The sequence below is a fragment of the Cyanobium gracile UHCC 0281 genome (assembly GCF_034931305.1).
GTDB lineage: Bacteria > Cyanobacteriota > Cyanobacteriia > PCC-6307 > Cyanobiaceae > Cyanobium > Cyanobium gracile_A.
On sequence record NZ_JAYGHY010000004.1, the window covers coordinates 13,990 to 33,235 of the forward strand.

Annotated in this window: 16 protein-coding genes and 1 pseudogene; 9 read left to right on the forward strand and 8 right to left on the reverse strand. The window is 68.1% G+C overall.

Annotated features, from left to right (window positions below):
• Nucleotides 1-2: 2 nt before the first annotated feature.
• The 4 genes from VB739_RS01940 to VB739_RS01955 all read right to left on the reverse strand — a co-directional run bounded on the left by VB739_RS01940 (nucleotide 3) and on the right by VB739_RS01955 (nucleotide 5,981).
• Nucleotides 3-1,148, reverse strand: a complete 1,146-nt coding sequence (locus VB739_RS01940) for an efflux RND transporter periplasmic adaptor subunit (protein ID WP_323355468.1) — start codon at nucleotides 1,146-1,148, stop codon at nucleotides 3-5.
• A gap of 75 nt (nucleotides 1,149-1,223) precedes the next feature.
• Nucleotides 1,224-1,508 carry a hypothetical protein gene (locus VB739_RS01945; RefSeq protein ID WP_323355469.1) on the reverse strand — a complete coding sequence of 95 codons (285 nt, stop codon included), beginning with the start codon at nucleotides 1,506-1,508 and terminating at the stop codon, nucleotides 1,224-1,226.
• The gene (locus VB739_RS01950; protein WP_323355470.1) at nucleotides 1,508-4,918 is read right to left on the reverse strand and encodes an efflux RND transporter permease subunit; all 3,411 of its coding nucleotides are present in this window, start codon (nucleotides 4,916-4,918) and stop codon (nucleotides 1,508-1,510) included. Before VB739_RS01950 ends, VB739_RS01945 begins: the two co-directional genes overlap by 1 nt.
• A 10-nt stretch (nucleotides 4,919-4,928) precedes the next feature.
• Nucleotides 4,929-5,981: an efflux RND transporter periplasmic adaptor subunit gene (locus tag VB739_RS01955; RefSeq protein ID WP_323355471.1), complete on the reverse strand. Its 1,053-nt coding sequence runs from the start codon at nucleotides 5,979-5,981 to the stop codon at nucleotides 4,929-4,931.
• A 147-nt stretch (nucleotides 5,982-6,128) separates the two neighbouring features.
• Here VB739_RS01955 and VB739_RS01960 point away from each other — a divergent pair, with 147 nt between their 5' ends.
• A complete protein-coding gene (locus tag VB739_RS01960; protein ID WP_323355472.1) occupies nucleotides 6,129-8,381 on the forward strand; it encodes an AAA family ATPase in 2,253 nt (750 codons plus the stop codon).
• Between the two features lie 57 nt (nucleotides 8,382-8,438).
• Here the strand turns inward: VB739_RS01960 and VB739_RS01965 are convergent, their stop codons facing one another.
• A complete protein-coding gene (locus VB739_RS01965) occupies nucleotides 8,439-9,110 on the reverse strand; it encodes an alpha/beta hydrolase (protein WP_323355473.1) in 672 nt (223 codons plus the stop codon).
• 225 nt (nucleotides 9,111-9,335) lie between these two features.
• Between VB739_RS01965 and bcp the strand changes: the two genes are divergently transcribed.
• Nucleotides 9,336-9,803, forward strand: coding sequence for a thioredoxin-dependent thiol peroxidase (bcp, locus tag VB739_RS01970; protein ID WP_323355474.1), 468 nt, complete (start codon nucleotides 9,336-9,338; stop codon nucleotides 9,801-9,803).
• Here the strand turns inward: bcp and VB739_RS01975 are convergent.
• The gene (locus VB739_RS01975; RefSeq protein WP_323355475.1) at nucleotides 9,773-10,534 is read right to left on the reverse strand and encodes a type III pantothenate kinase; all 762 of its coding nucleotides are present in this window, start codon (nucleotides 10,532-10,534) and stop codon (nucleotides 9,773-9,775) included. The two genes, bcp and VB739_RS01975, sit on opposite strands and share 31 nt — an antisense overlap.
• Before the next feature lies 1 nt (nucleotide 10,535).
• The gene (locus VB739_RS01980; protein ID WP_323355476.1) at nucleotides 10,536-11,357 is read right to left on the reverse strand and encodes a phosphoadenylyl-sulfate reductase; all 822 of its coding nucleotides are present in this window, start codon (nucleotides 11,355-11,357) and stop codon (nucleotides 10,536-10,538) included.
• Between the two features lie 51 nt (nucleotides 11,358-11,408).
• On the opposite strand from VB739_RS01980, the gene VB739_RS01985 reads away from it, so the two are divergent.
• The 7 genes and pseudogenes from VB739_RS01985 (at nucleotide 11,409) to VB739_RS02015 (ending at nucleotide 18,912) form a co-directional block, all read left to right on the forward strand.
• Nucleotides 11,409-12,623 (forward strand): NAD(P)/FAD-dependent oxidoreductase, encoded by a 1,215-nt coding sequence (locus VB739_RS01985; protein WP_323355477.1) that lies wholly within the window; start codon nucleotides 11,409-11,411, stop codon nucleotides 12,621-12,623.
• On the forward strand, nucleotides 12,620-13,282 hold the full coding sequence (locus VB739_RS01990) for an HAD-IA family hydrolase (RefSeq protein WP_323355478.1): 663 nt from the start codon (nucleotides 12,620-12,622) through the stop codon (nucleotides 13,280-13,282). Before VB739_RS01985 ends, VB739_RS01990 begins: the two co-directional genes overlap by 4 nt.
• 581 nt (nucleotides 13,283-13,863) lie before the next feature.
• A pseudogene (gene hflX, locus VB739_RS01995) lies at nucleotides 13,864-14,898 on the forward strand (GTPase HflX); the annotation flags it as partial.
• A gap of 84 nt (nucleotides 14,899-14,982) precedes the next feature.
• A complete protein-coding gene (locus VB739_RS02000; protein ID WP_323355549.1) occupies nucleotides 14,983-15,618 on the forward strand; it encodes a peroxiredoxin in 636 nt (211 codons plus the stop codon).
• Between the two features lie 32 nt (nucleotides 15,619-15,650).
• Nucleotides 15,651-16,994 (forward strand): TrkH family potassium uptake protein, encoded by a 1,344-nt coding sequence (locus tag VB739_RS02005; RefSeq protein WP_323355479.1) that lies wholly within the window; start codon nucleotides 15,651-15,653, stop codon nucleotides 16,992-16,994.
• Nucleotides 16,995-17,062: 68 nt separating this feature from the next.
• A complete protein-coding gene (locus VB739_RS02010; RefSeq protein ID WP_323355480.1) occupies nucleotides 17,063-17,767 on the forward strand; it encodes a TrkA family potassium uptake protein in 705 nt (234 codons plus the stop codon).
• Between the two features lie 5 nt (nucleotides 17,768-17,772).
• Nucleotides 17,773-18,912: an anhydro-N-acetylmuramic acid kinase gene (locus VB739_RS02015; protein WP_323355481.1), complete on the forward strand. Its 1,140-nt coding sequence runs from the start codon at nucleotides 17,773-17,775 to the stop codon at nucleotides 18,910-18,912.
• Here VB739_RS02015 and VB739_RS02020 read toward each other — a convergent pair.
• Nucleotides 18,901-19,236 carry a ribbon-helix-helix domain-containing protein gene (locus tag VB739_RS02020; protein ID WP_323355482.1) on the reverse strand — a complete coding sequence of 112 codons (336 nt, stop codon included), beginning with the start codon at nucleotides 19,234-19,236 and terminating at the stop codon, nucleotides 18,901-18,903. The genes VB739_RS02015 and VB739_RS02020 overlap by 12 nt on opposite strands.
• Between the last annotated feature and the right edge of the window lie 10 nt (nucleotides 19,237-19,246).

Sequence of the window (19,246 nt, forward strand, 5' to 3'; positions counted from 1 at the left end):
GCTCAGCTTGCCGCCGGGGCCGTCGCCCGCCGCACCGGCATGCCGGAGCGCAGCAGGGCCGTGTTGCTCACCACCACCTCATCCCCCTTGGCCAGGCCCAAAAGCACCGGATAGGCATTGTTCTGCAACTTGCCGAGCTTCACCGCCGTCTGCACCACAATGGGCGTGGTGCCGGGAAGTTTCTCCAACTGCTGCTTCTGGGCTGGCAACAGCTGATCGGAGGCCTTGATCTGGGGCAAGACTGTGGAAAGGGGCAGCACCTTGTACACGAAAGGTTGCTGGGCCTGCATCATCACCGCCTCCACCGGCACCGCCAATTGGTCGCTGATACCGGTGATGATGCGGTTGCGTACGTACTGGCCGGTTTTCAGCATTCCGGTGAGATTGGGAAACACCGCTTTCACCAGCACCGTATTCGGCTGGGTGGTGGAGCCCTGCTGGCTGGCGGTGGCGAAGTAGGGGGAGACGAACACCACCTGGCCCACGCCCTTCACCGGAGGATTGCTCTGGCTCTCCACCTGCACCGGTTGGCCGATCTTCACCTGGCTGGACTGGGTGGCCGGCACATCCATCAGGGTCCAGAGGGAGCTGTTATTGACGATTCCCGTGATCGCCTGGCCCTGGCGCACGTAATCGCCGAGCTTGACCGAGTCGAGGTTGCCGATTTCCCCGTCAATGGGGGCGGTGACGAACTTGTAGCCGAGGGTGGCGGCGCTGGAGCGGGCCTGGTCCCGGCTCTGGATCGCCTGGGTGATGTAGGCATCTCGATCCTTGGTCGACACCGCCCCCTGCTCGTTGAGGAAGACGTAGCGCTCGGCGTTGACGCGATCCTTGATGGCCTCGGCCCGATCCGAATCGAGGGTGGCCGATTCCTGCACGTTGTCGAGCACCAGGATGGGCTGGCCCGCCTTCACCCGCTGGCCCTCCCTGGCCAGGATGCGTACCACCCGGCCATCAGACTCGGGTCGCATCACCACATTGGAGGTGGACTCAATGACGCTGATCGTCTCGATGCTCGGGGCGAAGCGGAACTCCCCCACGGTCACCGTCTGCACCACCAGGGGCTGTCGGGCCTCGGGCTTAGGGGCGCCGCAGGCTGCCAGCAGCAGCGCCAGTGGAAGGAGAGGGGGGAAGGCCTGCCAGCGCACCGGACCGGTTCATACCTCTGCAAGGTACCGGAAAAGCCCCCTTTGCCCCACTGGTCCGGCGCGGCTTGCGGCCCCTCAGCCGTGGGGGCCGGGCCCACCACGACGGCTGTGGCGCCGGTGGTACTCGGGCTCCGGGTTGGATTCCTGCAGCTGGCGCACCGCTTCCACCGCCATGCCGGCCACCACCCCGAACCCCCCGAGCACCACCGTGCTCCAGAACAGGGCCTCGGGGGTGATTCTCAGGGGAGTGTTCCCGACGATGGCCCGTAGGAACTGGGCGATCGCCAACCCCACCAGACCGGTGATCAGTCCTGCGCAAAGCACCCGCCGGCCACTCAGTGGTGGGCAGGGGGCTGGCATCAGGACGCTCCGCCCACCGGGGCCTCAGCCGTCGCGGTAGGCGAAGCGCCTGTGAGCTGTTTCACCACGACGTAAAACACCGGCACCACCAACAGCGACAGCACGGTGGCCACCGCCAGGCCGCCGAAGACCACCGTACCCAGGGACGCCTGGCTGCGGGCACCGGCACCGGTGGCCAGCACAAGCGGTAAAAAACCAAACAGGGAGGAGATCGCGGTCATCAGGATCGGCCGGAAGCGGGACTGGGCCGAGGCCCGCGCCGCCTCCAGGGCGCTCTCGCCCTCCTCCATGCGCTGGTTGGCGAGATCGACGATGAGGATGCCGTTCTTGGCCGCCAGGCCGATCAGCATCACCAGCCCCACCTGGGCGTAGATGTTGAGCACCTCACCGCGCAGGGCCAGGAAGGCCAGGGCGCCCAGCATGGCCGTCGGCACGGTCATCAGGATGATCAAAGGATCGCTGTAGCTCTCGTACTGCGCTGAAAGCACCAGATAGACCGCAAGAATCCCAAGTGCGAAGATCACGATCGCCAGGGCCCCCGCGCTCACCTCTTCCCTGGAGATGCCAGTCCAGTCGTAGCCGACACCGGTGGTGGAGAGGTTGTTGAAGAGGTCCTGGATGTCCTTGATCGCCTGGCCGGAGCTGCGCCCGGGCAGGGCCGACCCCTCCACCTTGATGGAGCGGAACAGGTTGAAACGGGGAATCACCGACGGGCCGGTGACCGACTCCACCTTGATGAACTCCGAGAGGGGGATCTGATCACCACTGGCGTTGGGCACGTACAGGGATTTCAGATGGTCCGGATTGGCGCGATAGCGCTCATCGGCCTGAACGAAGATGCGGCGCACCCTGCCGGCATCGAAGGTGTCGTTGACGTAGAAGGAACCGATGTTGAAGCTGAACGTCTGCATCGCCGTGCCGTAGTCGACCCCGAGGGCCGCCATCCGATCACGGTCCACCAAGATCTGCAGCTGGGGGGCTTCAGGAGAGAACTGGGTGAACACCCGGTCAAACAGGCCGCTCTGGTTGGCTTTGCCCACCAGCTGGGTGGCGGCCGCGAAGAAATCGGCGGGCGTGAGGGAGCCACCGCTGCGGTTGAGCATCTGCATCTCGAAGCCGGCCCCCGTGCCGTAGCCGGGAATGGCGGGGGGTTCGACCACGATGATGCGGGCCTCCTGGATCACCGAGAGTTTGCGGTTCAGACGCTGGGTGATCGCCGCCACCGACTGCTCGGCGGACGTCCGCTCATCCCAGTTGCGGGTGCCGAAGAAGAACAGGCCCCGGTTGGGGGCATTGCCATCGAGGCTGGCGCCGCTGAACACCGCCGCCGTGGTGATGTCCTTCTCGCTGCGCAGGATTTCAGCCACCCGCTGATTGATGCGGCGGGTGTTCTCGAGGGAGGCCCCGTCGGGAGCCTGGACGAAGCCGATGGCATAGCCCTGATCCTCCACGGGCACGAAGCCCGTCGGGATCGAGGTGAAGGCGAAAGCGGTGAGGACGATGCCCCCGGCCAACAGGGCCATGATCAGCCGGCGCCGGCCCAGCACCCAGCCCAGGACTGCGTGGTAGCGCCGCTCCACCCCGGCGTAGATGACGTTGAAGCGGCGGAAAATGAACAGGGCTCCCCAACCCAGCACCCCACCGATCACGGTGTAGATCAGCACCTCAAGGGGACTGTTGACCCCTGCCAGCAACAGCGCCGAGACAGCGCCACCAATCGCGAAAGGCATCCGCAGGGGTAGGCCGGTGAGCAGGTGCAGGCCAAAACCGATTCCCGCAGCCAGGGCCAGAACCCCCAGGGCCACCAGGGTGCCGCCACCGCTGGCGAGCAGGCCGTACACGAAACCGATGAACACCCCGGAGATGGCATAGGTGCGGCGGCTCGGGGGCTCGCTTTCCCGGGCCAGCAACAGGGCCGAGAGCATCGGCGAAAAGGTGAGGGCGTTGAACGTGGAGATCAGGATCGAGAAGATGATCGTGGCGGCGAACTGCTTGTAGATCGTTCCGGTGGCCCCGGGGAAGAACAGCACCGGCACGAACACCGCAAACAGCACCAGGGAGGTGGCGATGACGGCGCCGAACAACTCGTCCATCGTGGCCTTGGCACTCTCCAAGGCACTGAGCCCTGAGGCCTTCTTCGTCGAGGTGTCTTCGATCACGGTGATAGCGTCATCTACCACCAAGCCGGTCGCCAGCACCAGGCCGAACAGGGTCAGCTGGTTGAGGGTGAAGCCGAACGCCTGCACGAACAGGAATGTGCCCACCAGGGCCACCGGGATAGCGATGGCCGGCACCAGGGTGGCTTTCCAGTTCTGCAGAAACAGGAACAGGATCAGCACCACCAGCACCACCGCTTCCCGCAGGGCGGAGGTGACGCCTTCGATCGAGGCCTCGACGAATTCGGTGTTGTCGTAGATCTTCTGGATCGTCATGCCGACCGGCATGGTTTCGCTGAATTCCTTGAGCACCGCCTCCACACCACTGGAGACGTCAAGGGCATTGCTGCCGGTGAGCTGGTAGATGGCCATGCCGACGGAGGGAACGCCGCGCAGGTCGGTGGCCTCAATGTCGAAGGATTCACCCCCCAGCGTCACCCGGCCCACATCCCGCAGGCGCACCAGACCGCCCTCGGCGGTGGAACGCAGGATCATCGCCCCAAATTCCTCGGTGGTCCGCAGCCGTCCCTGCAGCTGCACCGTCAGGGTGAACTGCTGGCCCTCGGGGGAGGGAGCACCGCCGATGCGTCCCACCGGGACCAGGCGGTTCTGGCTGCGCAGGGCCTGCACAACATCGGCAGCCGAGAGCTGGTTGGCAGCGAGGCGATCTGGGTCAAGCCAGAGGCGGAAGGCCAGCTGGCGGTTGCCGAAGTAGGTGAGTTCACCAACGCCAGGGACCCGCCGGACCGCATCGGTGAGGTTCTGATCCAGGAGGCCACTGATCGTCTCGAGGCTGTATTGATTTTTTGGATCTTCGCTGGTGAAGTTATAAACGAGGAGAATGGAGTTCGAGGCCTTGTTCACCGTGATGCCGGATTGCCGCACCTCTTCCGGCAGGCTGGGCTGGGCCAGGGACACCCGGTTCTGAACGTTCACCTGGTTGATGTCGCCGTCGCTGCCGCTGGCGAAGGTGACGGAGATGGCGCTGGAACCGTCGGCCGCACTGGTGGAGGTGATGAACTCCATGTTCTGCACCCCGTTGATCTGCTGCTCAAGCACGCTGGTGACGCCCTGCTCAACGCTGACCGCGTCGGCCCCCACATAGCGGGAGGTGACCCTCACCGTCGGAGGGGCGATGTCCGGCAGGCTCTCGATCGGTAGCAGCGGGATCGCGATCAGCCCGGCGATCACGATCAACAGGCTGCACACCGTGGTGAGCACCGGCCTGAGGATGAACGTGTTCGAAGGAGACATCAGGCAGGACTCAGTTGACCTTGACGGGCGCGCCGTTGCGGAGATTGATCAGATTGGAGGTGATGACGCGGGCCCCGGCCTGGAGTCCCTTGAGCACCGGGTAGCGGTTGTTCTGCAAGGGGCCGAGCTGCACGGGGGTCTGCAGGGCGAAGCTGGTGCCGGCGGGCAGCTTGCGGGCCACGGCCAGATCGGTCCGGCCTGGGCGGCGCTCCAGGTCGGCCAGGCTGCCCACCTCGTAAACGAAGCTCTGGCCGGAGATCTGGGTGACGGCCGCAAAGGGCACCGACAGCTCCTGGCGGCTGTCGAGCACCAGCCGGGTGCGGGTTCGCAGGCCGGTGCGCAGCAGGCCAGCCGGATTGGCGAACTCCGCCTTGGCCAGCAGGGACTGGGTGCCGGCCACCACACCGGGGTCGAGGGAGCCGACGACGCTCTGGGCCATCGGCTTGTTGCTGGCGGGATCCATCAGGATCACCGTCTGTCCCAGGCGCAGGCGGTCGGAGAACACGGCCGGCACGTCCACCCGTGCCATCAACCGGTCGTTGCGGATGATCGTGGTGAAGGGATCATTGGCCGAAATCACGTCGCCCAGTTTGACCTGTAGATCGCCGACGATCCCTGAGATCGGCGCCTTCAGATCGAGAAAGGCCAGATCGGCCCGGCGGGCCACCAGATTCTGCTGGGAGGCGATGTAGCGCTGGCGGAACTCATCGCGCTGGAAGGCGCTGGCGGCCCCCTGGCGCACCAGGTATTCGTAGCGCTCGTAGTTGAGTTTGTTGGTCTGCACCTCGGCCTCAAGGCGGGCCACATCGGCGCGGACCTGGGTCTGATCGAGCACCAGGAGAATCTGGCCCTGGGTCACCTTGTCGCCCTGACGCACGAGCAGGCGCTGGATGCGACCGCCCGCCTGGGCCGCCAGCCGCACCTCCTCGATGGCCTCAAGGGTGCTGACGGTGTCGACGTTGTCGGTGAAGGGGGCGAGGGTGGCCGCTTCGGTACGCACCGAAAGGGGTGGCCTGGCGGCGGGGGGTTCGGCCTGGCAACCCGCCAGCAGCGTGCCCCCCAACAGGGCTACGGCTGCTCCGGGGAGGATGCGGCCGGTCCATCGAAATCGCCGCGTGGGGGCCCCGCCAAGAGGCGGCCTGCTCGGATGGCCGATCACGGGTTCAACGAGTAGCAAGGCTTCCCGGAGACCGTACCGCTCCTGAGGCCAATGCGGCGGGATGATGGGGCGGTGAGTGATCTGTTCAGCCATCAAGGCGAGCAAGCCAGGCGCAGAATCGCCCCGCTGGCGGATCGGCTGCGGCCGCGCACCCTCGACGACTTCGTGGGTCAGGCGGCGATCCTGGGGCCGGGGCGGCTGCTGCGTCGCGCCATCGCCGCCGACCGGGTCGGCAACCTGATTCTGCACGGCCCCCCCGGCACCGGCAAGACGACCCTGGCGCGGATCATCGCCGGCAGCACCCGGGCCCACTTCAGCAGCCTCAACGCCGTGCTGGCCGGGGTGAAGGATCTGCGGGCCGAGGTGGACGCTGCCAAGGTGCGCCTGGAGCACCACGGCCTGCGCACGATCCTGTTCATCGACGAAGTGCACCGGTTCAACAGTGCCCAGCAGGATGCCCTGCTGCCTTGGGTGGAGAACGGCACCGTCACCCTGATCGGCGCCACCACCGAAAACCCCTACTTCGAAGTCAACAAGGCCCTGGTCAGCCGCTCCCGCCTGTTCCGCCTCCAGCCCCTGGAACCGGAAGACCTGCGCCTGTTGCTGGAGCGGGCCCTGGCCGATCCCGAACACGGCTTTGGCCAGCGGCCCGTCGAGCTGTCCGAGCCAGCGGCGGCCCACCTGCTGGACGTGGCGGGGGGCGACGCGCGCAGCCTGCTCAATGCCCTCGAACTGGCGGTGGAAACCACCGAAGCCGATGCCGACGGCGTGATCCGCATCGATCTGGCCATTGCCGAGGAATCGATCCAGCAGCGGGCGGTGCTCTACGACAAACAGGGGGATGCCCACTTCGACACGATCAGCGCGTTCATCAAATCGATCCGGGGCTCCGATCCCGATGCGGCCCTGTTCTGGCTGGCACGGATGGTGGAAGCGGGCGAGAACCCTCGCTTCATCCTGCGGCGCCTGCTGATCTCCGCCGGCGAGGACATCGGCCTGGCCGATCCCCAGGCGATGGTGGTGGTGGAGGCCTGCGCCGCGGCCTTCGACAGGGTGGGGCTGCCGGAGGGGCTCTACCCCCTGGCCCACGCCACCCTCTATCTGGCCGGCACCGAGAAGAGCAACAGCAGCCTGGGCTTCTTTGATGCGGTCAAGGCGGTGCGCGAGGCCCGGCGCCAGCAGGTGCCCGCCCACCTGCGCGACGCCAACCGGGACGGCCAGGCCTTCGGCGATGGGGTGGGCTACCGCTACCCCCACGCCTATGCCGACCACTGGGTGGCCCAGCAGTATCTGCCCCGGGCCCTGCAGGGGGAAGTGTTCTGGCAGCCGGGGGCCCTGGGCTGGGAAGGGGGATTGCGGAAACGGCTGCAGCAGCGCCGGGCCGCCCAGCTGGCCGCCGCGGCCGAAACGGCGGCCGATGACCGGGGTGACCTGCTGAGCAGCAGTCCGGACGACCCCCTGCTGAACCGTTGGCTTCAGCGCCAGGCCGGGGCGGAGGGGGAACGGCTCGACCGACTGCGCCAGCGCTTCTGGCAAGACGCCGCCATCGGTCGCCTCGACCGGGTGCTGGTGGTCGACGCCCGCTCCCTGCTCTGGGCCCTCGATCCGCTTGAGGCCGCCAGTGAGGGGGAGGTGGTGCTCACCACGCCGAGCGCCACGGTGCTCGATCGCCTGCAGGCCCAGCTGCAGCTGCTGGATCAGCTGCGGCGCCCGCGCCTGCTGACGGTGGCACCCGACGCCCCCGACCAACTGCAGACGCAGCTGGCCGCTCCCCTGGGGGAGGGACGCTTTGAATGGATCGCCGCACGCCAGCCCTGGCGACTCTGTTCAGCGGAGCAGCGGCTGGCCTGGCTGGAGCAGCTCACGGCACTGGCGGCCCCGGGAGCCCGGGCCCGCCTGCTGTTCACCCATCCCCTGCAGGGACCGGCGGGCAGCCTGCGCGCCCACCTGGGCAGCACCCCCGCGGGCACCGCGCTGGCCGTGCTCGAGAGCGCGGCCTCCAAAGAACAGGAGTGGCTGGCTGGCGACGTTGAGATGGCCGATCGGGTGCAGGAAGGCCTGGAGGCCCTCGGCTGGAGCGTGCAACGACACGTCTGGGAGGAGGCCCTCGAGCTGCCCCTGAGTGACGCCCTGCTGGAGCGGTGGTTCGGCAAGGAGGCCAGCTACCGGAAGCATCTGGCAGCGGCGCTTCCGGCCGCTGATCGCAAGGGCCTGGAATCCCTGTTCCGAGAGCGACGGGGTACCAACCTGCCCCAACCCCTGGGACACATCCTGCTGTTGGCTCACAGGCTCCCAGGCCCATAAAAAAAGCCCCGGCATCGCCGGGGCTGAAGCGAATGGGGAGGGATCCTCCCCGATCAATCACCAGAGACCGCGAACCGGCTGATCCATCATGGGAGCAGGGGCCGGGGTGTCCCTGACCATGGCCACGGGATCGGCCATCTGGTTGGCCTGGATGCAGGCGGGCAGGAAGACGTACCAGGACAGCAGCGAGGTGCACTGGGCGGTACCGGGTGCACAACGACCCTCGGCACAGATGTTCTGCGCACCGGTGTAGGTGTTGCAGAAATCAGCCAGGCGGAAGTCGGTGGGCAGGGCCTTCATGATGCCGGCCGAGGAGATCGAGCCGTCCTTGGCGTCGGAGATGATCGCCGAGCGCAGGGCCTGAACAGCATAGGTATTCATGCTGTAGTAGGGGAAGTAGCTGTTGGTCGCGTTCTTGAGGAACTTGACCCCGGCGTCGGAATAGAGGAAGCGCGACACCCCAACGAGGTTGACCGCATAGGTCTTGGTCATGCCGGACTTGACCTCGTCGGAGGTCCAGCCGGAGCGGGCGAGGCCACCCTCGAGGCCCCGATCGGTGATGTCACCGGAGTCGAGAAAGGTGTCGAAGGCAGCTTGGTTCGTCGACCACACGGCACCGCCGGTGTTCCAACGGACGGGCAGATCGTTGTCCACAGCCGCGGAAGCGGGCAGCACGGAAACCGTGAGGGCCGTTCCCACGAAGAGACCGGTGAGAAGTTGCTTGAACACGGGAGACGATGTTGACTTCACAATCAACCTAGCGATCCACGGTGCTCCTGCCTACATCGCGTGTGCGGTTTCTTTGCCTCTCCACACACAACCCAGGGGCTTCAGGCAAGAGACGGGGCTGTCTCGTCGCGACTCGGCCAGCTCCGGAAGCCCAGGACGCAAAAAGTGCATCAGGATCGGCTCCCCTAAGGTACAGCCGTCTCCTTCGTTTTCAACGTTCGACCCATGGCCCTGCAGGTGGGGGACCCAGCGCCCGACTTCAGCCTCCCCGATCAGAAGGGTGAGACCGTTTCCCTGGCCGCGTTGAAGGGGCAGCGGGTGGTGATTTATTTCTACCCGAAGGACGACACTCCGGGCTGCACGAAGGAAGCCTGCAACTTCCGAGACCGCTGGAGCGCCTTCGAGACCCACGGCATCCGGGTGCTGGGAATCAGCAAGGACGGGGCGGCCAGCCATGGCAAGTTCGTCGCCAAGTACGACCTGCCCTTCACCCTGCTGACCGACGCCGAGCCCTGCCCGGTGGCCGAGTCGTACGCCAGCTACGGCCTCAAGAAGTTCATGGGCAAGGAGTACATGGGGATGATGCGGCACACCTTCGTGGTCGATGCCGAGGGCAAGCTGGAACGCATCTATCTCAAGGTGAAGGCCGAAGCCATGGCCGATCAGATCCTTGAGGACCTCGGCCTGGCCTGAGCGGCGCCCACCGGCGGACGGGGATGCAGGGCGACAAGGGCCTCCAGGCAGAGATCGGGGCGGTGCAGGAGGACGTCCTCACCAAGCTCCGGCGATCGCTGCAGAAGCGGCAGCAGGGCGGGCCCATCCCCTCCGGTGAGCACGATCCGGCAGCCGGCCTCAAGCGAGCGGACCTGGCGGCCGGCCTCCAGCACCGCGGCGGCCAGGCCCTCAACCACCCCCTGGGTCATCGCCATAGCGGTCTCGCGCGGCCAGAGCTCTCCGCTGCCGGCACTTGCCAGGCCACCTTCGAGGGCCGGCAACTCCTGAGTTCCGGAGGCCATGGCCCCCAGCTGCAGGGCTGCGCCCGCCATCAACCGGCCGCCGGCGAAGCGGCCGCGGCCGTCGACCCGGGTGAGGCTCAGGACGGTGCCGGCATCGACCACCAGCACAGGGCTGGCTGTGAGTCGGGCCGCCCACCAGCCCGCCAGGGCCCGATCGATGCCCAGCCAGGGGGGGGCGTCAGCCAAAGGCACATCCTCCAGAGCCAGGCGCGTTTCCGCCGGTAGGGCGGCCTGGGGAGGCACCGGGCCCACCGCGGCCCAGGCCAAAGGTGGATCCACCGCAGCCGTCGGCGGGGGCAGGTGCAGGAAATGCGGCACCCGTTCACGGCCCATCCCGTCCGGCGCCTCCAGGGCCCAGTGCCAGCGGCTGTTGCCGATCAGCAGCCAGCGGAGCTGGCGAGCCGGCACCTCAGATGCCCTCGCCCATCAGGCCGGGCATGTGGATGCCGCACTCCTGCTGCAGCCCGCCAAACCGTGTGGCCCGGCCATTGGTGGTGCCATCGTCAGGGGCGCTGGTGTGCCAGTCGCCCACGGTGGAATAGCCCTGATCAAACAGTGGGTGCTGGGGCAGATCGTGCTCCTGCATGTAGTAGTAAACGTCGCGGCGGCTCCAGGCGAGCAGCGGACGCAACGACCAGCGCTCCCGCACCGGATCGAGGCCGTGCATCGCACCGCGGTGGTCGGTCTGGCCGGCACGCACGCCGCTGGCCCAGCAATGCACCTCAAGGCGCTCCAGCCCCCGGTCGAGGGGTTCCACCTTGCGCAGCCGGTTGTAGGTGCGCATGTCGTCGCGGTTCCCCGTTTCCCAGAGGCGACCATGCAGGGCCTCCATCCGGGCCGGACTGAGGTCGGACTGCAGGACATGCAGATCGAGCTTGAGCCGATCACAGAGCTCGTCCGCGTAGCGGTAGGTCTCGGGGGGCAGATAGCCGGTGTCCACCCAGAGCACGGGGATCGCCGGCCAGGCGCCGGAAGCATCGAGGGTGCTCACCATGTGCAGCATCACCGCCGACTGGATGCCGAAGCTGGTGGTGATGGCGAAGTGGCCGGCAAACGCCTCCTGGGCCCAGCGCATCCGGCCGATGGCATCGAGGGGCTCAAGTTCGGAACGGGCGGCATCGAGGTCGATGGCCGCTCCATGGCGATTGCGGGGCAGGGCCTGGAGGGCCGCATCCAGACCCGCCGCGCTGCCCTCGGGGCTGATGGAAGCCGTGAGGGGGAAGGACACCATCGCCCCATCATCGCCCTTCAGCCATCCAGTGATTGTGGGTAAGGTGACACCATGCAAGGCCAACGGGAAAAGGCCCAGAACGTCGTCATCGTTGGCGGTGGCTTCGGAGGTTTGTACACGGCCCTGGCCCTGGCCCAGCGGAAGAACCACCCGCCTGTGCTGCTGATTGAGCCAAACGACCGTTTCCTGTTTCTACCCCTTCTCTACGAGCTGCTTAGCGGAGAATTGCGGGGCTGGGAAATCGCCCCCCGCTACGACAGTCTGCTGGCGGGCCGTGGCTTGGCCTGGCTGCAGGACCGGGTGGAGCGGATCGATGCCGAGCGCCATCAGCTGCATACCTCGTCGGGCCGGACCCTGGCCTACGGGCGCCTGGTGATCGCCACGGGCGCCGAGAGCAACACCTTTGCGGTGCCAGGGGCCGACCGCCACAGCCTGGGCTTCCGCAGCCTGGTCGATGTGGAGCGACTCCAGCGCCTGGTGGCCACCCTGAAAAGCCAGCGGCGCCCCCTGCAGCGCATCGCCGTGGTGGGGGCCGGGCCCACCGGGGTGGAGCTGGCCTGCAAGCTCGCCGACATGGCCGAGGGCAGCGCCGTGATCGAGTTGATCGAGCAGGGGCCGCAACTGCTGCCCCAGGCCAGGGCCTTCAACCGGGAACAGGCCGCCCTGGCCCTGCGGCGCCGAGACGTGCGTCTGCGCCTCCGCACCCAGGTGGAGGCGGTTGAGGCCGAAGCGATCAGCCTCCGCTGCCATTTCGATGGGCAGAGCACCGCCCACAGCGAAACCCTCGCCATTCGGGCGGTGGTCTGGACCGCCGGGTTGCGCTTCCGAGCGCCCCGGATCGATCCTGCCCCCGCCTGCGACAGCCTCGGCCGCCTGCTCTGCGGTGCCGATCTGCGCCTGCAGGACCACAGCGATCTGTTTGTGGCCGGCGATCTGGCCGCCCCGGTGGATGGGGTGGGAACGGCTGGCGAAGCCCCCATCACGGCCACGCCGGCCACCGCCCAGGTGGCCTTTCAGCAGGCTTCGGTGCTGGCCACCAATTTGATCCGGTCGCTGCGGGGTGAGCCCCTGGAACCCTTCCAGTGGAAGGATCTGGGCGAAATGATGAGCCTCGGCGTTGGTGAAGCCAGCCTCACCGCCGCTGGTGTCACCCTGGCCGGGCCGGCGGCCTACCAACTGCGCCGGCTGGCCTACCTGGCCCGCCTGCCCGGCCGGCCCCACCAGCTGAAGGTCGCCGCCGGCTGGCTGGCCGACTGGAGACCATGACGGCGACACCGACTCCCCCGTCGACCTGGCCCCGACCCAGGGGCCTGCTGCTCGATGCCATGGGCACGTTGATCGGGCTGCGCACTTCGGTGGGCCACACCTACGCCGCCGTGGCGGCCGAGCACGGCATCGACGTCGCCGCTGAGGCCATCGATCGGGCCTTCCCGGACGTGCTGCAGCAGGCCCCAGCCCTGGCCTTCCCCGGCCTCGAGGGCGACGGCCTGCTCCAGGCGGAGCGCCGCTGGTGGGGGGCTCGCATCGACGCCGTCCTGGGGGCCGCCGGTGCGGCCGTGGCTCCGGCAGCCCTGCATGACGCCCTGTTTGATCGCTTCGCCGATCCCTCGCTGTGGCACGTCTATGCCGATGTGCCCTCCGTTCTGCGCCGCTGGCACGGGGCCGGATTGCGCCTGGCTGTTGTCAGCAACTTCGACCGGCGGCTGCATCCGCTGCTGGAGGGGCTGGGCCTGGCGGATCTGTTCGGGGCCGTGGTGGTGTCCAGCAGTGCCGGGGCCGCCAAGCCGTCGCCGTTGCCCTTCCAGATCGCCCTGGAGTCGCTCGGTCTGCCGCCGTCCCAGGTCTGGCACGTGGGCGACAGCCCCGAGGATCGGGCCGGCGCCCGCGCCGCCGGCGTGCGCTGCCTGCTGGTGCAGCGTCCTTGAGGCAGGGAGTGCTGGCCGGCAAAACGGTGGGTCTGCGGCCCGCGGAGCGGCGCCGGCTGGAGCAGATCTGCCACCGGCGCCACCGGAACGATGCGGTGGCGGATCTGCTCACCCTGCAGCGCCTGGCGGCCGAAGGCCGCAACCTGGCGTTGCCCCTCACCCTGGTGGTGGACGGGCGCGGCCTCTGCCGCCTGCTGTGGGTGGGGGAGCTCGACCACTCGGCACGCCTGCTGGAGAAACTTCCCGGGCCCTCCAGGCGCCAGGGCCACAACCTGCGTCTGCTCACCTGCGCAGGGGCTGGGCGCCAGGCGCACCTGCAGCCCTCCTCCCAGGAGGCCGTGGTGGGCCTGGACGTGGCGCCGGACCTCTGGCTGCGCTTCGGCCCCCAACCGGACGCCGGCGGACGCTGGCAAGCGGCGATCCACACCCCGGCCGGCAGCGGTGATCGCGCCTGGACCTGCGCCCTGGAGGGGGATCTGGCCGACCTCTGCGGCCTCGACCCCGCTGCCCTCGCCGCTGCGGAGCCGCCGGAGGCGTCCCCCGCCCCAGCCCTGGAGGGCCCCGAGCGGGTGCTCCTGCTGGTGCAGACCAGCGGCGACCGGGCCCTGAGCGACCGGCGCATCGCCGAGTTGGAAGGCCTGGTGCGCAGTGCCGGTGCCGTGCCGGTGGGCCGCATGGAGCAGCGCCGCCATGGCCCCGTCTCCCGCAGCCCCTGGGGGGAGGGCAAGCTGCGGGAGGCGGCCCTGGAGGCGCGCCGCGTCGGCGCCAGCCTGGTGGTGGCCGACCGGGAACTCACCCCGGCCCAGGCCCGTGACCTGGAGGGGTTGCTCGACCTGCCGGTGAGCGACCGCAGCGAACTGATTCTCGACATCTTTGCCCAGCGGGCCGCCAGCGGCGCCGGGCGGCTGCAGGTGGAGCTGGCCCAGCTGCGCTACCGCCTGCCGCGACTCACCGGGCGGGGACTGAGCCTGTCGCGCCAGGGGGGCGGCATCGGCACCCGGGGTCCCGGCGAAACCCAGCTGGAGAAGGACCGGCGCGCCATCGCCCGTCGGATCGAGCGGCTGCAGCGGGAGGTGCAGCGGCTGGGGGCCCACCGGGCCCGCCTGCGGGAGGGGCGCCGCGACCTGCCGCGGGTGGCCCTGGTGGGCTACACCAACGCCGGCAAGAGCTCCCTGCTCAACGCCCTCACCGGGGCCAGCGGCAGCCAGGCGGTTCTGGCCGAGAACAAGCTCTTCGCCACCCTTGATCCCACCACCCGCCGCATCGAGCGGACGGCGGGCGGCGGCGCGGACGGCCCGCCGCTGCTGGTCACCGACACGGTGGGGTTCATCCGCGATCTGCCGCCCCAGCTGATGGAGGCGTTCCGTTCCACCTTCGAGGAGGCTCTCGATGCCGATGGCCTGCTGATCGTGGTCGATCTGGCCGATCCGGCCTGGCCCGAGCAGCTCACCACCGTGCAGGCGATCCTCGATTCCCTGCAGGCCACCATGCCCAGGCGGGTGATCGGCAACCAGATCGACCGCTGCCCCAGCGGCGAACTGGAGCGCGCCAGGGCCGTGGATCCGGCCATGCTGTTCGTTTCAGCCACGGCGGACCTGGGCCTCCAGCATCTGCGCCAGGAGCTGCAGTCCTGGCCCGCCACCACCACGACGGGCGGCCCCACTGCTGTGCCAGCATCGCTCGGCGCCAATTTCTCTCCGATGACCCTCCAACTGGGCGACACCGTTCCTGATTTCACTCAGGAGTCCCAGCTCGGCCCGATCAACCTCTACGACTTCGCCGGCGACAGCTGGGTGGTGCTGTTCTCCCATCCTGCCGACTACACCCCCGTCTGCACGACGGAGCTGGGGGAGGTGTCCCGGCTGCGCGCCGAATGGGAGAAGCGCAATGTCAAGACGATCGCCCTGAGCGTCGATTCCGCCGAGAGCCACAAAGGCTGGATCGGCGACATCAACGAGACCCAGAACACCAGCGTCGACTATCCGATCCTGGCGGACAGCGACAAGAAGGTGAGCAGCCTTTACGGCATGATTCACCCCAACGCCCTCAGCAACCTCACGGTGCGCTCGGTGTTCATCATCGACCCCAACAAGAAACTGCGTCTGCAGATCACCTACCCCGCCAGCACGGGCCGCAATTTCGATGAGATCCTGCGGGTGATCGATTCCCTCCAGCTCACCGACCACCACCAGGTGGCCACTCCTGTGAACTGGAAGGAAGGCGAGGACTGTGTCGTGGTCCCCTCGATCCCCACCGATGAGGCCCGCACCAAGTTTCCGAAGGGTGTGACCGAAATCCGTCCTTATCTGAGGATGACTCCCCAGCCCAACAAGTGAAGCGACTGCAGAGTTGGCGGCACCGTCTGACGGTGCCGCAGTTCACGCTTGTCACCGGTCTGCTGGTGATCGCCTTCGGCACCCTGGTGATGGCCAGCCCGCTCTGCTCCACCAGACAGGTGGGCCTCTGGGAGGCGCTGTTCACCGTCACCTCTGCCATCACGGTCACGGGGCTGTCGATCATCGACGTGGGGACCGATCTCACCTTCTTCGGGCAGGTTGCCCTGGCCGGGCTGATCCTCACCGGGGGCTTGGGTCTGATGGCGATCACCACCTTCCTGCAGGGCTTCGTGCAGGGGCGATCAGGGCTGCGCCACCGCCTCGACAAGGGTCGCGCCCTCGATGAATTCGGGGTGGGTGGCATCGGCCCCACCCTGAATCAGATTCTGCTGATCGCTGCTGCGGTGATCGGGATTGGCACCCTGATCCTCTACAACTTCGGCTTCACCGATATTCCTGACAGGGGCCAGAGGCTCTGGGCCTCCCTGTTTCACTGCATCAGCGCTTACAACAATGCCGGATTCGGTCTGTGGCGCGACAGCCTGGTGGGCTACCGGAGCCAACCCATTGTCAATGTGGTGATCGGCCTGCTGATCGTGATGGGCGGCATCGGCTGGCGGGTCACCAACGACATCTGGGTGAACCGCTTCCGGCTGGGTCGGATTCGCCGCCTCAGCCTTCACACCCGCCTGGTGATCCGCACCACATTCGGCCTGATCGTGATCGGAATGCTGGGGCTGCTGTTCACCGAACACTTCGCCACGGAGGGGATGGTGGAGCAGATGAATCTGCTTGAAAAGTTGTTCGTCACCCTGTTCCAGTCGATCACCACCAGAACCGCCGGCTTCAACACCATCCCCATCAGCGCCGAAACCATTTCCGACTCCGGCCTGCTGCTGATGATCGCCCTGATGTTCATCGGCGCCAGCCCCGGCGGCACCGGCGGCGGCATCAAGACCACCACCTTCGCGGCCCTGGTCGCCGCCACGCGCTCCACCCTGCGCGGCCATGACGAGGTGGTGGTGAGGAACCGGGAGATTCCCGCCAAGGTCATTCTGAAGGCCGTGGGGGTCACCCTCGGATCGCTCCTGTTCGTGCTGGGCATGGCCCTGCTGCTGGGGCTGGGCAACACCACCGCGGGTACCCCCGGCAGCGAGGCGTTCACCTTCCTGGAGAAGCTGTTCACCTGCATCTCCGCCTTTGGCACCGTGGGCCTCGACGTGGGCGTCACCAGTCAGTTGAATCGCTGGGGTCAACTGGTGCTGATGATCGGCATGTTCGTGGGCCGGATCGGCATTCTGCTGCTGCTTTCGGCCGTCTACGGCAGTCGGCCCCAGAATCGCGTGGGGTACCCCCGCGAGGATCTCTACATCTGAAGCCCGGCCCCCCTCCCACCGATTCCTCCCGAACCAGTTCGATCCATGCATTCCCAGACGTCGGCCTCATGAACCAGTGGTGGCAATGGCAGGGCAGCGAGGAGGACACCTCCAACAGCTACGCCGTGATCGGCGTCGGTCGTTTCGGCAGTGCCGTCTGCAAGGAACTTTTGCGCCATGGGGCCGAGGTGCTGGCGATCGACAACAACCAGCGGGCCATCGATGAACTGCGTCAGATGGATCCGGCCATCGAGGCCCGCGTGGTGGACTGCACCGATGAGGAGGCCCTGAGGGCGGCCGGCGCCCTCGACGTGGGCACGGTGGTGGTCGCTATCAGCGAACCGATCGGCGCCAGCATCACCGCCACCTTGATCGTCAAGGACGGCACGGGCAGCCGGGTCAAACAGGTGATCGCCAGGGCCACCAGCGATCTGCACGAAAAGATGCTGCGGCGGGTCGGCGCCGACAAGGTGGTCTTTCCCTCGAAGATGCAGGGAACACGGCTGGGCATGGAACTGATCCGGCCCAACCTGCTCGAGCGGCTCCGCCTCGATGACCGCAACAGCATCGAGGAGATCAAGGTTCCGGGCTCCTTCGTCGGCCAGTCGCTGCGGGATCTGAATCTGCGCAAGAACTACAACGTCAGCGTGCTGGCCGCCGGTCCCTCCAACCAGCTCACGGTCAACCCGCCCGCCTCCCATGTGCTCAACGAGGCGGAGCTGCTGGTGGTGATGGGTAGCAGCGAAGCCCTCGAAGCCCTGCCCTCCCACTGACAGCCATGAGGGTGCTGGGGCTGATGAGCGGCACCAGCGCCGATGGGGTGGATGCGGTGCTGGTGCGGCTGGAGGGTCGGTCCGCCCGGCCCCGCTGGCGGATTCTCGCGGGCGCCCACACCCCCTACCCGCCGGACCTGCGCGAGCGCCTGGTGGCCGTCGGCCAGGGGAGGCCCCTGGACGCTGCCGCCTGGCTGACCCTGGCTGAAGAGCTCACCGAGCACCAGGCGGTGGCGGCGCGGGCCTGCGATCCGCAGGGCCGCGCCGAGCTGGTCGGCTGCCACGGCCAGACCCTCTGGCACCGCCCGCCGGACGGGGAACGCCGCGGGGCCAGCTGGCAACTGCTGCAGGGGCCGTTGCTCGCGGAGCTGCTGGGTCGGCCGGTGGTCTTCGACTTCCGCAGCGTCGATCTGGCCCTCGGCGGCCATGGCGCACCCCTGGTGCCGGCCACCGACGCCGCCCTGCTGGGAAGGATCGGCGGCTGGCGGGCCCTGCTCAACCTGGGCGGCATCGCCAACCTCACCCTGCTCCCCCCACCCACGGGCCCCGACCGGAACGCCCCAGTGCAGGGCTGGGACTGCGGACCAGCCAACACCTTGCTGGATCTGGCCGTGTCCCGCTTCAGCGATGGACGCCTGCCGTTCGATGCCGACGGAGCCTGGGCACGGCAGGGCCGCATTGACGAGGGGCGGCTGCAGCAGTGGCTGCGGGAGCCCTACCTCCAGGCGCCGCCGCCCAAATCCACCGGCCGAGAGCTGTTCGGGGCCGCCGATCTCGATCGGCGCCTGGCGGAGCTCGGCGCTGGTGTGGAGCCGGCCGATGCCCTGGCCACCCTGACGGCCTTCACTGCGGCGGTGGTGGGTCAGGACCTGGCCCGGGGTCCCCGCCCCCTGGAGCTGCTGGTAGCCGGGGGCGGTACCCGCAATGGCTTCCTGATGGAGCAGCTGCAGCGCCGTTGCCGCGGCATGGCGGTGCGCAGCCTGGCCGGCCATGGCATCGCCGAGGATCAGCGCGAAGCCCTGGCGTTTGCCCTGCTGGCCTGGTGGCGATGGCGGGGCCACCCGGGCTCGCTGCCTTCGGTCACCGGAGCCCGCCGGGCCGCCGTGCTCGGCGTGATGGCCGTGCCTCCCCCGTCAGGGGGATAAGGGGGGCTGGCGCAGGCGCAGCCGGCGTGGCGCCCCGCGTAGCCGCCGGGTGCCGCCCTGCTCCTGCTGTTCGAGCTCACGGCGAAAACGATCGGCGGCGGCGGCCGGCCCAGTCGGGTAGGGCGCCTGGGCGGCCGCGGCGGGGCGTTGCAGCTGCTCGAGCCGTTCCACCCCCTGCTGGATCAGCACCTTGGCCATGTTGCTGACCGTGCGCGATTCGCTCTCCGCCAGGGCGGCCAGACGGGCGCAGAGCTCCTCCGGCAGGACGACCTGGATCCGCGGCGACTTGGGCTTGCCGCTGGAGGAGGTCTGGCGGGTCGGCACGGTGCCTCTG